We start from the raw sequence: 13,736 nt of genomic DNA, 5'->3' as shown, positions 1-13,736 counted from the left end.
CCCTTTCCTCTTTCGAACACGGCAATGTCCCCTTCCGCACAGCCCCACAAACAAACCCGCCAGACCATCGTGCGCCTGCTTTCGAGCATGGCCAGCGCGAAGGAAATCAGCCAGTACCTCAAGCGGTTTTCGCAGCTCGACGCCAAGCGCTTTGCGGTGGTCAAGGTGGGGGGCGCGGTGTTGCGCGACGATCTGGACGCGCTGACCTCGTCGTTGTCGTTCCTGCAGGAAGTGGGGCTGACCCCGATCGTGCTGCATGGCGCCGGCCCGCAGCTGGATGCAGAGCTGTCGGCAGCCGGCATCGAAAAGCACACGGTCAACGGACTGCGTGTGACCTCGCCCGAAGCCTTGGCGATCGTGCGCAAGGTGTTCCAGGCCTCCAACCTGAAACTGGTGGAAGCGCTGCAGCAAAATGGTGCGCGTGCGACCTCGATTACCGGTGGCGTGTTCGAGGCCGAGTATCTGGATCGCGACACCTACGGCCTGGTCGGTGAGGTCAAGGCGGTGAATCTGGCGCCGATCGAAGCCAGCCTGCAGGCCGGCTCCATCCCGGTGATCACCAGCCTGGGCGAAACGCCCAGCGGGCAGATCCTCAACGTCAATGCGGATTTTGCCGCCAACGAGTTGGTGCAGGAGCTGCAGCCGTACAAGATCATTTTTCTCACCGGCACCGGCGGCCTGCTGGATGCCGATGGCAAGCTGATCGATTCGATCAACCTGTCTACCGAGTTCGATCACCTGATGCAGCAGCCGTGGATCAACGGCGGCATGCGGGTGAAGATCGAGCAGATCAAGGACTTGCTCGATCGCCTGCCGCTGGAGTCGTCGGTGTCGATCACCCGGCCGGCGGACCTGGCCAAGGAACTGTTCACCCACAAGGGCTCGGGCACGCTGGTGCGGCGCGGCGAGCGCGTGCTGCGCGCCACCTCCTGGGACGAACTGGATCTGCCTCGGCTGAAGTCGCTGATCGAGTCCAGCTTCGGCCGCACGCTGGTGCCGGAGTATTTCGACACCACCACGTTGCTGCGCGCGTATGTCAGCGAAAACTATCGCGCCGCGGTGATCCTGACCGACGAAGGCCAGTTCGGTGCGGGCAGGCTGACCTATCTGGACAAGTTCGCCGTGCTCGACGATGCGCAGGGCGAAGGCCTTGGCCGTGCGGTGTGGAACGTGATGCGCGAAGAGACCCCACAACTGTTCTGGCGCTCGCGTCATAACAACCAGGTCAATATCTTTTACTACGCCGAATCGGACGGCTGCATCAAGCAGGAGAAGTGGAAGGTGTTCTGGTACGGGCTGGAAAACTTCGAACAGATCCAGCATTGCGTTGCGCACTGCGCGACGCGTCAGCCGACCTTGCTGGGCTGACTGCGATGAGCGTCGTCGGCTTGCCAGCACGTTGGCGCGAACAGCCCAGCCTGCGTGGACGGCATGCGAGCCTGGAGCCGCTGCAAGCAGTGCACGCCGATGGGTTGCGCGAGGCACTGGGCGAGGGCGCGCTGTCGCGGCTGTGGTACACCAGCGTGCCCGCACCTGAGCAGGTCGATGCGTATATCGCCGCAGCCCTGGCCGCCTGCGCCGACGGCGCGGCGTTGCCATTTGCGGTGCGCGACGCGGCCGGCGACATCGTCGGTTGCACGCGCTATTACGCGCTGGATGCAGCGGTGCCCAGGCTGTCGATCGGCTACACCTGGTACGCGCCGCGCGTGCAGCGCACCGGCGTCAACACCGAAACCAAGCTGATGCTGCTGCAATACGCCTTCGAAACACTGGGATGCTTGAGCGTGGTGTTCGAAACCAGCTGGTTCAACCATCCCTCGCGCGCAGCGATCGCGCGGCTGGGCGCAAAACAGGACGGCGTGCTGCGCCACCACACCCGCCACGCCGACGGTACGCCGCGCGATACCGTGGTGTTTTCCATCATCGATACGGAATGGGCCGGGGTCAAACGCCACCTGCAGTTCCGCCTGGAAGCAAACGCATGACTGTTCAACCAAAGACCATCGGCATTGTCGGCGCCCGCGGGTATACCGGCTCGGAATTGATCAAATTGGTGGCGGCGCACCCGCAGCTGCAATTGAGCTTCGTGTCCTCGCGCGAGCTGGCCGGACAGCGCGTGGCCGAGCATAACGGTGCCTACCAGGGGCAGTTGCGCTACGAGAACCTGGATGCCGACGCGGTGGCCGCCAAGGCTGCCGATGTGGTGATCCTGGCGTTGCCCAATGGCATGGCAGCGCCTTTCGTCGCCGCGATCGACGCCGCAGCGCCGCAGACGCTGGTGATCGATCTGTCGGCAGATTACCGCTTCGATCCGGCCTGGTACTACGGCTTGCCTGAGTTGACGCGCGGCAGCTACGCCGGGCAAAGACGCATCAGCAACCCGGGCTGCTATGCCACCGCGATGCAGCTGACGATCGCGCCATTGCTCGACCAGCTGGCCGGCCCGCCGCAGTGCTTCGGCGTGTCCGGCTATTCGGGCGCGGGCACCACGCCTTCGGACAAGAACAATCCCGAGCTGCTCGCCGACAATCTGATGCCGTATGCGCTGACCAACCACATGCACGAGCGCGAGGTGTCTGCGCAGCTCGGCGTGCCGGTGGAGTTCATGCCGCATGTGGCACCGCATTTCCGCGGCATCACCATGACCGTCAATCTGTGGCTGCAGCAGCCACTGACGCGCGAGCAGATCCAGGCGCGCTATACGCAGCGTTATGCCGACGAGCCATTGATCGAGATCGTCGACGAGGCGCCCTGGGTGAGCCGCATCGCCGGCAAGCACGGTGTGCAGATTGGCGGAGTAACGCTGGCGCCCGGCAACAAGCGCGTGGTGGTGGTGGCGACGCTGGACAATCTGCTCAAGGGTGCGGCAACGCAGGCGATGCAAAACCTCAACCTGGCGCTGGGCTGGGACGAGTTGATGGCAATTGGTTGATGCGAGTCCCTCGCAAGAGCCTGCACATCCTTGTGCAGGGATTCAACTAAGCGAGTCCCTCGCAAGAGCCTGCACATCCCTGTGCAGGGATTCAACGAAGCGAGTGCCTTGCAACAGCCCGCACATCCCTGTGCGGGGATCGAAACTGGACGACTGACTCGAGACGCTTTCCGATGACCAATCTGTTGTGGCAAAAACCTGGCGTTGCCGTGGACGCCAAGATCCAGAGTTTCCTGGCCGGCGACGATGTGATCCTGGATCGCGAATTCTTCCTGTATGACATCGCTGCCAGCAAGGCGCATGCGCAGGGGCTGCAGCACATCGGCATCTTGTCGTTGCAGGAGCTGGGTGGCTTGAGCGAACAGCTCGACCTGCTGGCCGCCGATTTTCGCAGCGGCGCCTTCGTGCTCGATGCGCAATACGAAGATTGTCACTCGGCTATCGAAGCGCGCTTGACCGAGCGTCTGGGCGATGCAGGCCGCAAGATCCACACCGGGCGCAGCCGCAACGACCAGATCCTGGTCGCCACGCGCTTGTGGCTGAAGGACAAGCTGCAGCGCGTTGCCACGCTCAGCGCCGAGATCGCCAAGGTGGCGTTGGATCGCGCGCAGGCAGAGGCCGAACTGCCGGTGCCCGGTTATACGCACATCCAACGGGCGGTGGTGTCGTCGGCCGGCATGTGGTGGGCGGGCTGGGCAGAAGCCTTCATCGACAATGCCGTACGCGCAACCGATACCTTGCAGCTGGTGGACAGCAACCCGCTCGGCACCGCCGCAGGCTATGGCGTGAATTTGCCGCTGGACCGTGCGCATACCACCGCCGAACTGGGGTTTGCACGTTTGCAGGTCTCGCCGATCTACGCCCAGCTTTCGCGCGGCAAGTACGAACTGGCCGCGCTCGAAGCGCTCGGCGGCGCCACGCTGGATCTGCGCCGCATCGCCTGGGATCTGTCGCTGTTCACCAGCGGCGAATTCGCGTTTGTCGCGTTGCCGGCGCAGTACACCACCGGCAGCTCGATCATGCCGAACAAGCGCAACCCGGACGTGATCGAGCTGATGCGCGCAACCCATGCCAGCGTGGCGGCAGCGCGCACCGAGATCGAACAGCTGCTGTCGCTGCCGTCGGGTTATCACCGCGATCTGCAGAGCAGCAAGGGCGCGATCGTGCATGGCTTTGGCCGCGGACTTGCAGCGCTGGAACTGCTGCCGGCCTTGCTGGCCAATCTGGAATGGCGCCCGGACAAATTGCGTGCCGCCATCGATTTGGGCATGTACGCCACCGATGTGGCCGTGGAAGCTGCGGTAGCCGGCGTGCCGTTCCGCGAGGCGTACAAGGCCGCAGCGCAAGCCTCCGAGACCGCAGGGCAGGGACGTACGCCGGAAGGCAGCCTGGCTGCGCGGGTGTCGCCCGGTGCGGCAGCCGACCTGCAACTGGACGTGTTGCAGGCGCGCTGGCAGGCGCTTCGCGCATGACGACCCGCTATCTGGTGCTTGCGCTGCGCAAGCCGGGGTTTGCTGCCGATGTGGTGCAGCCGCATCTGGACTTTCTCGATGCGTTGCGCGCCGCCGGGCAGCTCGAGCTGACCGGCGGCTTCAGCGATCGTAGCGGTGGCGCGTATGTGCTGGTCAACGTGGCCACGCTTCAAGACGCGCAGCAGATCGTTGCGCGCGACCCGCTGGTGCTGCGCGATGCTTCTGCACTGACGGTGTACGAGTGGAACACGCACTGAGGACGCCATTGCCATGAGCACGCCTGCCAGCACCTTGTCGCCGTTCACCGAGCAGGCGCTGCCGCCATGGCGCCGTGCGGTGCTCAAGGTCGGCAGCAGCCTGCTCGCCGCCGATGGGGGCGGGCTGTCCCCGCGCTTCGCGCTGGGTCTGGCGCAGTTCGTCTCCGCCAACCTGGCTGCCGGGCGCGAGCTGGTGATCGTGTCGTCGGGCGCGGTGGCCGCTGGTCGCGCCATCCTGCCCAAGGCGGTGGATGTCGGCGCGCCGATCGCGGCGCGGCAGGCACTGGCCGCCTTGGGCCAGGCGCAGTTGATTGCGTTGTGGCAGCGCTTTTTCGAGCGACCGGTGGCGCAGGTACTGCTCACACATGACGACCTGCGCAACCGTCGCCGCTATCTCAACGCGCGTGCCACCTTGGGCGAGCTGCTGCGGCTGGGCGCGCTGCCGGTGATCAACGAAAACGACACCGTCTCGGTAGATGAGCTGAAGCTGGGCGATAACGACAATCTGGCCGCGATCGTGGCGGCGCTGGTCGATGCCGACGCGTTGTTCATCGCCACCGATATCGATGGCTTGTACAGCGCCGACCCACGCAGCAACCCATTGGCGCGCCCGCTCGACGATGTGCCCGAGCTCACCCCCGAAGTGCTGGCGATGGCCGGCGGCAGCGGCAGCAGCGTGGGCACCGGCGGCATGCGCACCAAACTGGAGGCCGCTGCAAAGGCCGGTGCGGCCGGCATCGAAACCTATCTGTTCAACGGCCGAAGTGGCGAGGTGGTACGCGCCCTGGCGCAGGACCGCCTGCGTGGCACGCGCATCCACGCCGCACGCACGCGCATCGCTGCGCGAAAATACTGGCTACGGCACGCACCGGTGGAGGCAGGCGCGATCCTCATCGACGACGGCGCTGCGGCGGCCCTGACCGGCAAGGGCGCCTCGCTGTTGCCAGGCGGGGTGGCCGGCGCGCAGGGCGATTTCCGTCGCGGCGACATGGTGGAGATCCGCCTGCGCGCGGGCGAACAGTGTCTGGCACGCGGCGTGAGTCAGTACTCGGCCCTGGATATCCGTCGTATCGCAGGCCGCCACTCGCGCGAGATCGAGAATGTGCTCGGCTACAGTTACGGCGAAAACGTGGTGCATCGCGATGATCTGGTGGTGTTGTAGCGAGGAATGGAGAATCGGGAATGGAGAATCGCAAGAGCTTCCCACCGAACGTTCCCAGCGCCAATTACGTCGCAGTAAAGTGATGTCGCGTGCTTTTACCATTCCCCATTCCCGATTCTCCAATGACCATCAAAACGCTCGCTCTGCAATGCCGTGATGCCGCGCAGGTGGTGTCGCAATTGTCTGCACAGGCCAAGCACGCCTTGCTGGAGGCGATGGCTGCCGCGCTGGAAGCCGATGCCGCGGCGATCCTGGTCGCAAATGCGCGCGATCTGGAGGCAGCGCGTGCCAAGGGCACCGGCAGTGCCATGCTTGATCGTCTGGCGCTGGACGACAAGCGCCTGGCCGGTATCGCGGATGCGTTGCGCGAGGTGGCGGCCTTGCCCGATCCGGTCGGCCAGGTCACGCGCGAAGATGTGCGCCCCAACGGGATTCGCGTGCAGAAGGTGCGTGTGCCGCTGGGCGTGATCGCGATGATCTACGAGGCGCGGCCCAACGTCACGGCCGACGCCGCCGCGCTGTGCATCAAGGCCGGCAATGGCGTGATCTTGCGCGGCGGCTCGGAGGCGATCCATTCCAATACCGCCATTGCGCGCGCACTGCAGCGGGCCTTGCGCAACGCCAATGTGCCGGAAGCGGCGCTGACCCTGGTCGAGGATTTGCGCCGCGAGACCATGCTGGAGCTGCTGCAGCTCAACGAGATCGTCGACCTGGCGATTCCGCGCGGTGGCGAAGGGCTGATCCGGTTTGTCGCCGAGCACGCGCGCGTGCCGGTGATCAAGCACTACAAGGGTGTGTGCCATCTGTTTGTGGACGCGTCGGCCGATGTGGAGCTTGCGCTGCGGTTGTTGATCGATGGCAAGGCGACGCGGCCGGCAGCCTGTAATTCGCTGGAGACCTTGCTGGTGCATGCAGACATCGCCGAGCGCTTTCTGCCGCTTGCCGCGCAGGCATTGCGCGAACGCAAGGTGGAACTGCGTGGCGATGCGGCGACGCAGGCGGCGCTGCCGGACATCGGTGCTGCCAGCGACGACGATTATGCCGCGGAATTTCTCGACCTGATTCTGGCCATCCGCGTGGTGCCGGATCTGGACACGGCGCTGGCGCACATCCACCGCTACGGCTCGGACCACACCGAAGTCATCGCCACGCAGGACGCCGGCAACGCAGAACGGTTCGTGCAGTCGCTACGCTCGGCGGTGGTGATGGTGAACGCCTCCTCGCGCTTTTCCGACGGCGGTGAACTCGGCCTGGGCGCGGAGATCGGCATCTCCACCACGCGCCTGCATTCCTATGGCCCGATGGGCCTGGAAGCGCTGACCGTGGAGCGCTTCGTGGTGCGCGGCCAAGGCCAGGTGCGGCATTAGGCAAGGCTGCACACCTGCCGCAAGCGCCATCAACGGCGGCTGCTTGCATCGCTGAGCGATCGGCAATGTCGTCGCTGCGTCATTGGATGCTGCCCGGACGCACCTGCTTTCCACAATACCTTGCGTGCGCAGTGCGACCTGGCTGGGTAACGCTGGGCCAGGCCATACTGCGGGGCGCAGCCAATCGCCGGCCAACGCGCAGATGCCTTGCCGCGCTTGCAACCGCGTCACGCTTCAAGCGCGGCCGGCACGTGGCACTGGCTCACAGCACGCGCAGCACTTGGCCACGTGCAAGCGTAATGTCGTGCGCCTGGGCGCCCCAGCTAAGGCGGGTGCGGGTGCCGCCGACGCTGCGCACGCTGATCTGCGTCGGCACGCCGTTGCGCCACGCCATGTCCACCGTAAATCCGCCACGTGCGCCCAGGCCGGTAACGCGGCCTTGCGCGGCCCAGGCCTTGGGCAGTGCCGGCAGCAGCGTGATCTGCCCAGGGCGCGAATACAGCAGCATTTCCAGCATTGCGGCCGGGGTGCCGAAGTTGGCATCGATCTGGAACACCCCGTCAAGGGTGGGGTCGCCGTGCTGGCTGAGATCGTAGATATCGAACAGATTCGGCGCGGTGCCATTGCGATGACCGATCGAGGGTTTCAGATTGGTCAGCACCAGCGCATAAGCACGCTCCGCATCGCCCAGTCTTGCCCAGCACAGCGCCCGCCATGCGCAAGCCCAGCCAAAGCTCTGCATGCCGCGCGCTTCCAATAGCTTACGCGCTGCTTCCAGCTGCGCAGGCGGCGCCAGATCCGGATGCAGGCGATGGCCGGGGAACAGACCCATCAGCGGCGACAGGTGCCGGTGATGGGCTTCACCCAGGTCCGTGGGGGACATCCATTCCTGCAATTGGCCGCTGAGCGGGCTGATCTCCGGCAGGTACAGACGCTGCTGCAGCGTGGCGATGGTCGCGGCGTAGGCTGCGTCGCGGCCAAGCAGGGCGCTGGCCTGGCGGTATTGCCCGAACAACGTCCACACCAGTTCCTGCGCATAGGCAATACCGCGCGCATTTTCCGGGCCATGCTCTGGCGACCAGTCGTGGTCGTCGACCAGGCACTGTCGCGTGCGCCCGTCGGCGTCGGTGACCTCCATTGCGATCAGGCGCGCCTGCCAGAATTCGCAGGCGCCCTTGAGTAGCGGATAGATGCGCGTCAGGTCGTCCCGGTCCTGGGTGAACTCGTAGTGCTGCCACAGGCTGTCGCATAACCACGCGTTGCCTGCCGGGTGCCAGTACCAGCCGTTGCCGCCGAACGGATTGGTGGAAATGGCCACGGTCCAGCCGGCGATCTTGCCGGAGGTATTGCGGAAACGATTGCGCGGGTCGTTGAAGTGGGTTTGGGTGATGCGTGTCCAGGACGGCAGCTGCGCCAGGCAATAGCGTGTCAGCGCATCGACGCAGGCGCCCAGGCCGGACGGGTCCGCCAGCCAGTAGTTCATCTGCAGATTGACGTCGCTGTGGTAGTCGCTCATCCATGGCGGGTCGTTGTTTTCCAGCCACAGGCCCTGCAGGTTGGTGGGCAATCCATCACGCGAGGCGGCGATGGTGAGATAGCGGCCAAATTGCAGATAGGCCACCTCCAGTTCCGGGTCGGGGAGCGCAGGCGTGGCGGCGCGGGCCTGGATGCGCTGCCAGGTCTCCAGGCCGCGTTGCGCATCGCTGGACTGGCCAAGCTCCACCTGCAACGTATCGAACAACGCACGGTGATCGGCCACATGGGTGTCCAGCAACAGCGCCGCAGGCACTGTGGCGGCGGCCTGTGCGCGGTTGCGCGCCAGCGCAAGCGGGTCGCGCGTGGCATCGCGCCAGCCGCGTGCGCCATCGGCGGCGTAGTCGGTGTCGCCGCACAACACGATGGTCAGGCCACGGCAGTCATGAAACTGCAGCAGGCCTTCGCCTGTTTCGAGCCTGCCACCGTCGCTGTGCACGCGCAGCGCTGCGGCATAGCGCAGGCCGTTATCGAGCTGGCCGGCGAAGCGCAGCCCGGCGTGGCCGTCGGCGCGACCGGCCCCGGCATGCGTGTCGACCAGGCGAATGCGGCCACGGTGGCTGCCTGCGCCTTCGCAATCCAGGCGCAACACGATGGCCGCATCCGGGTGGCTTGCGAACAGCGTCCGTGTATAACGCGTGTCGCCGATGCGATAGCGCACGCGTACGCAGCCGTTGCTCATGTCCAGTTCGCGCTGGTAATCGGACGTCTGCGCCTGCGCATGCCCTTCCAGTTCCACAAAAAGCTTGGCCAGCAGCATGAAGCTGCCGAACTCTTCCTTGGTATATGCAAACTGGCCATCGTCCTGCAGCACTGCGTTGCTGCCGCCTGACCAAAGGCTGCCTTCGGAAACGAACAGCGTCTCGCAGGCAGGAGCTCCGCCGCAGAGCGCCCCGAGCCGGCCGTTGCCGATCGGCAGTCCTTCGCGCAACAGCTGGGCATCGCTGGCAGGCGCCGCATACGCTAGGCGTAGCGCATGCTCGGGCGGCAGCAACGGCGAACGGGTGGGGCGCAGCGGTGGCGTGGTCGCGTCGCTACTGGCAGCACGGCCGAGCAACGGCAGCAGCGCGGCCGCACCGAGGTGGGTGAGCAGGCGACGGCGGTGTGGGTTGGCGCAATCGTGCGAGGGGGGAATGCGCATGCGAGCGCTCGCTGCAATCGTGGGATCAAACGTTGTAAAGCATCTGCCGCGCCTGCGGAAGCGTGCGATTTTGCCGGTCTTCCAATGACGTTTGCTTGGCTTGGGGGTGGCTTGCGCGCACCGATCGAAGACTGGCGTGCAAGGGATGCAATGCACGGCGTGGTCATTTCAGGACAACCTAAACGTCGGCGCCCGTGCAGCCGATCCGCAGCGCGTGCTCGCCGCAGCCTGGCCGACCCGGTACCTTCGACACTCCCGCAAGCCAGTTGTCTGTGCCTACGCTGCTGCAGTTGTTCATCCTGCCCACCGTTGCTGCCGGATATTCCATGCGCCGCCTTGCCGCCTGCCTGCTCGCCACCGCCATTGCCGCCGCCACCGGCAGCGCCTGGGCGCAAACCTCGCCGATGACGCCGGACATCACCGGCAAGCCGTTCGTGGCTGCCGATGCGAGCAACGACTACATCAAGCGCGAGGTGATGATTCCGATGCGCGATGGGGTCAAGCTGCACACGGTGATCGTGCTGCCCAAGGGCGCCAGGAACGCGCCGATCGTGCTGACGCGCACGCCTTACGATGCCAGTGGCCGGAGCGAGCGCCTGGCCTCGCCGCATATGAAGGATCTGCTGCCGCCCGGCGACGACGTGTTCGTGGAAGGCGGCTACATCCGCGTGTTCCAAGACGTGCGCGGCAAGTACGGTTCCGAAGGCGATTACGTGATGACGCGCCCGCTGCGTGGGCCGCTCAATTCCAGCGAGGTCGACCATGCCACCGATGCCTGGGACACCATCGACTGGCTGGTGAAGAACGTCAAGGAATCCAACGGCAAGGTCGGCATGATCGGTTCGTCCTACGAAGGATTCACCGTGGTGATGGCGCTGACCAATCCGCATCCCGCGTTGAAGGTGGCGGTGCCGGAAAGCCCGATGATCGACGGCTGGATGGGCGACGACTGGTTCAATTACGGCGCGTTCCGCCAGGTCAATTTCGATTACTTCACCGGCCAGCTGAGCAAACGCGGCAAGGGCGCCGGCATCGCGCGCCAGGGGCACGACGACTACAGCAATTTCCTGCAGGCCGGCTCGGCCGGCGACTTCGCCAAGGCTGCGGGCCTGGAGCAGTTGCCGTGGTGGCACAAGCTCACCGAACACGCCGCCTATGACGCGTTCTGGCAGGAACAGGCGCTGGACAAGGTGATGGCGCGCACGCCGCTGAAGGTGCCCACGATGTGGCTGCAAGGCCTGTGGGATCAGGAAGACATGTGGGGGGCGATCCACAGCTACGCGGCGATGGAGCCGCGCGACAAGGGCAATACCCTCAACTACCTGGTGATGGGCCCGTGGCGCCACAGTCAGGTGAACTACGACGGTAGCGCCTTGGGTGCGCTGAATTTCGAAGGCGACACCGCGCGCCAATTCCGTTCCGAGGTGCTGCGCCCGTTTTTCGACCAGTACCTGGTCGATGGCGCGCCCAAGGCAGACACGCCGCCGGTGTTCATCTACAACACCGGCGAGAACCATTGGGACCGCCTCAAGGCGTGGCCGCGCAGTTGCGACAATGGCTGCGCCTCGGCCAGCAAGCCGCTGTATCTGCAGGCCGGCGGCAAGTTGTCGTTCCAGCAACCGGTGGCCGGGCAGGTGGGGTTTGAAGAGTACGTGTCCGACCCGGCCAAGCCGGTGCCGTTCGTGCCGCGCCCGGTGGACTTTGCCGACCGCACGATGTGGACCACCTGGCTGGTGCACGACCAGCGCTTTGTCGATGGCCGCCCGGACGTGCTGACCTTCGTCACCGAGCCGCTGACCGAGCCACTGCAGATCGCCGGTGCGCCCGAAGTGCATCTGCAGGCCTCCACCAGCGGCAGCGACAGCGATTGGGTGGTGAAGCTGATCGACGTGTATCCGGAGGAGATGGCCTCGAACCCGAAGATGGGCGGCTACGAGTTGCCGGTGTCGTTGGCGATTTTCCGCGGCCGCTACCGCGAGAGTTTCAGCACGCCCAAACCCTTGGCGTCCAATCAGCCGCTGGCATTCCAGTTCGGCTTACCAACCGCCAACCACACCTTCCAACCGGGCCACCGGGTGATGGTGCAGGTGCAATCCAGCCTGTTCCCGCTATACGACCGCAATCCGCAGACCTACGTGCCCAACATCTTCTTCGCCAAGCCTGGCGATTATCAAAAAGCCACGCAGCGGGTGTACGTGTCCCCCGAGCAGCCCAGCTACATCACTCTGCCGGTACGTTGAGCGCGTGGGCGCCGCGTGCCGGCGGCGCCCACGCATCTTCCAGCAGCTGCGGGCGGCAGACCACCCAGGCGGCGGCCAGCTGCACCAGCAGGCAGATGACCAGGAACACGAACGGGGAGGTCCAGCCGCCACTGTGCGCGTGCAGCCAGCCGAACAGGAATGGCCCCAGGCAGCTCACCGCATAGCCCACACCTTGCGAGAAACCGGACAGTGCGGCCGAACCGGCCGCCGTGCGGCTGCGCTGATTCACCAACACCAATGCCAACGGAAACGTGCTCGGCCCCAGGCCGAGCAGGGTCACCCACAGCACCGGTGCGGCCAGCGGCGCCCACCACAGCCCGGCAAACGCGACGAGGTGGCAGGCTGCGCAGAGCAGTACGATCGGAAACGGATTGCGCATGCGCACCGCCAGCGCCGGCATGGTCAGCGCCCCGGCCATGCCCAATGCCGCGAACAACGCCACCATGGTGCCGCCGAACGCAGGCGATGCACCGGCTTCGCGCAGCAGCGTCGGCAGCCAGGTGAACATGGAATAGGTCACCAGCGAGGTCATGCCGAAGGTCACCGCCATGCACCACCCCAGCGCAGTACGGGCGACGCGGCCTTCGGCTTCGGGCGTGGGGGTGACCGGTGCCGGGCCGGTTGCGCGGAGGCGCCGATGGTTGGCGTGCACCAGCGCCCACGCCGCCGTTGCCAGCAGGGCCGGCAGCACCCACGCCACCATCGAACTGCGCCAACCCAGCGCATCGGCCACCGGCACTGCCAGCAGCGCCGGCAGCAGCGTACCGACCTGCAGCACGGTGATGTACAGCGTGCTCACCCGGCCCACGCGGTCGCCGAAGTAACGCTTCACCAGTAGCGGCAGTACCACGTTGCCCATGCCCATCCCGGCCAACGCCACCAGCGAGCCGACCAGCAACCCGGCGGTGCCCGGCAGCAGCGGGCGCAGCACTAATCCCAGCGTGGCCAACGCCATCGACGCCAGCGCCACGCGCAGCAAACCGAAACGGCGCAGCAACGCGGGCGTTGCCACGCCGGTGAGTGCGAACGCTGCGGTCGGCAACATGCCGAGCGCGCCCATGGTGGGCGCGCCGAAGGCGTACTCGTCGGCAATGCGTTCCAGCAGCGGCGTCAGCGACGTCACCGCGGTGCGCAAGTTGAATGCGGACAGCAAGATCGCGGCCAGCACCAGGCCGCGACCACGCAACTGGGCGGACGAAGAAGACGCGGAAGTGACAACAGACATGACAGACCATCCGCGCCGCGCACCTGCGTGCAACGACGCCTGAAAACACAAAACCGGCACGAGGCCGGTTTGTGTTTTGAAACTGGTCGGGGAGACAGGATTCGAACCTGCGACCTCTACGTCCCGAACGTAGCGCTCTACCAGACTGAGCTACACCCCGAAGGAGCCGCGTATGTTACATAGGGAATGGGGAATCGGCAAGCATCTGATGAAATTATTTTACTGAGGCGGCTCGCCACGCTCGGGCTCGCGTGCTTCGAACCACATGCCGTTGAGCACCGCGGCCAATGCCGCCAGGCCGGTGCCGAGTATCCATGCGAAATACCACATTGGTGTGCTCCTCGAATCGTTGAACAAGATGATGGTGACGCGCGATGCGGCGACGG

The 13,736-nt window shown here is 65.5% G+C and carries 11 protein-coding genes and 1 tRNA gene; 8 read left to right on the top strand and 4 right to left on the bottom strand.

The features are described 5' to 3' along the window. Positions 1-24: 24 nt before the first annotated feature. From FLG15_RS12000 to FLG15_RS11970, 7 genes are all read left to right on the top strand, one after another. Entirely contained in the window at positions 25-1,368 is a 1,344-nt protein-coding gene (locus tag FLG15_RS12000) for an acetylglutamate kinase (RefSeq protein WP_057678293.1), read from the top strand. 5 nt (positions 1,369-1,373) lie between these two features. Further along, positions 1,374-1,985, top strand: a complete 612-nt coding sequence (locus tag FLG15_RS11995; protein ID WP_057678292.1) for a GNAT family N-acetyltransferase — start codon at positions 1,374-1,376, stop codon at positions 1,983-1,985. After that, positions 1,982-2,932 (top strand): N-acetyl-gamma-glutamyl-phosphate reductase, encoded by a 951-nt coding sequence (argC, locus tag FLG15_RS11990; RefSeq protein WP_057678291.1) that lies wholly within the window; start codon positions 1,982-1,984, stop codon positions 2,930-2,932. Before FLG15_RS11995 ends, argC begins: the two co-directional genes overlap by 4 nt. A 173-nt stretch (positions 2,933-3,105) precedes the next feature. Continuing rightward, positions 3,106-4,404 carry an argininosuccinate lyase gene (locus FLG15_RS11985; RefSeq protein WP_057678290.1) on the top strand — a complete coding sequence of 433 codons (1,299 nt, stop codon included), beginning with the start codon at positions 3,106-3,108 and terminating at the stop codon, positions 4,402-4,404. Beyond that, complete coding sequence (locus tag FLG15_RS11980) at positions 4,401-4,661, top strand: YciI family protein (RefSeq protein ID WP_057678289.1); 261 nt, start codon at positions 4,401-4,403, stop codon at positions 4,659-4,661. The genes FLG15_RS11985 and FLG15_RS11980 overlap by 4 nt, the downstream gene beginning before the upstream one ends. A 13-nt stretch (positions 4,662-4,674) precedes the next feature. Further along, the gene (gene proB, locus FLG15_RS11975) at positions 4,675-5,823 is read left to right on the top strand and encodes a glutamate 5-kinase (protein WP_057678288.1); all 1,149 of its coding nucleotides are present in this window, start codon (positions 4,675-4,677) and stop codon (positions 5,821-5,823) included. A 122-nt stretch (positions 5,824-5,945) separates the two neighbouring features. Beyond that, a complete protein-coding gene (locus FLG15_RS11970) occupies positions 5,946-7,190 on the top strand; it encodes a glutamate-5-semialdehyde dehydrogenase (RefSeq protein WP_057678287.1) in 1,245 nt (414 codons plus the stop codon). A gap of 262 nt (positions 7,191-7,452) precedes the next feature. Here the strand turns inward: FLG15_RS11970 and FLG15_RS11965 are convergent, their stop codons facing one another. Continuing rightward, a complete protein-coding gene (locus tag FLG15_RS11965; protein WP_150146405.1) occupies positions 7,453-9,864 on the bottom strand; it encodes a glycoside hydrolase family 95 protein in 2,412 nt (803 codons plus the stop codon). 326 nt (positions 9,865-10,190) lie between these two features. Between FLG15_RS11965 and FLG15_RS11960 the strand changes: the two genes are divergently transcribed. Next, positions 10,191-12,104, top strand: a complete 1,914-nt coding sequence (locus FLG15_RS11960; protein ID WP_057678296.1) for a CocE/NonD family hydrolase — start codon at positions 10,191-10,193, stop codon at positions 12,102-12,104. Here the strand turns inward: FLG15_RS11960 and FLG15_RS11955 are convergent. From FLG15_RS11955 to cydX, 3 genes are all read right to left on the bottom strand, one after another. Then, complete coding sequence (locus tag FLG15_RS11955; protein ID WP_150146402.1) at positions 12,085-13,350, bottom strand: CynX/NimT family MFS transporter; 1,266 nt, start codon at positions 13,348-13,350, stop codon at positions 12,085-12,087. The genes FLG15_RS11960 and FLG15_RS11955 overlap by 20 nt on opposite strands. An 83-nt stretch (positions 13,351-13,433) precedes the next feature. After that, positions 13,434-13,510: transfer RNA gene (locus FLG15_RS11950), tRNA-Pro, on the bottom strand. Between the two features lie 59 nt (positions 13,511-13,569). Then, positions 13,570-13,680, bottom strand: a complete 111-nt coding sequence (gene cydX, locus FLG15_RS11945) for a cytochrome bd-I oxidase subunit CydX (RefSeq protein ID WP_008573380.1) — start codon at positions 13,678-13,680, stop codon at positions 13,570-13,572. Positions 13,681-13,736: the final 56 nt, after the last annotated feature.

This window comes from Xanthomonas phaseoli pv. dieffenbachiae (genome assembly GCF_008639345.1).
GTDB classification, from domain to species: domain Bacteria; phylum Pseudomonadota; class Gammaproteobacteria; order Xanthomonadales; family Xanthomonadaceae; genus Xanthomonas; species Xanthomonas phaseoli.
The sequence above is the reverse complement of the archived record's forward strand: the minus strand, read 5'-3'. Positions and strand labels throughout refer to the sequence as shown.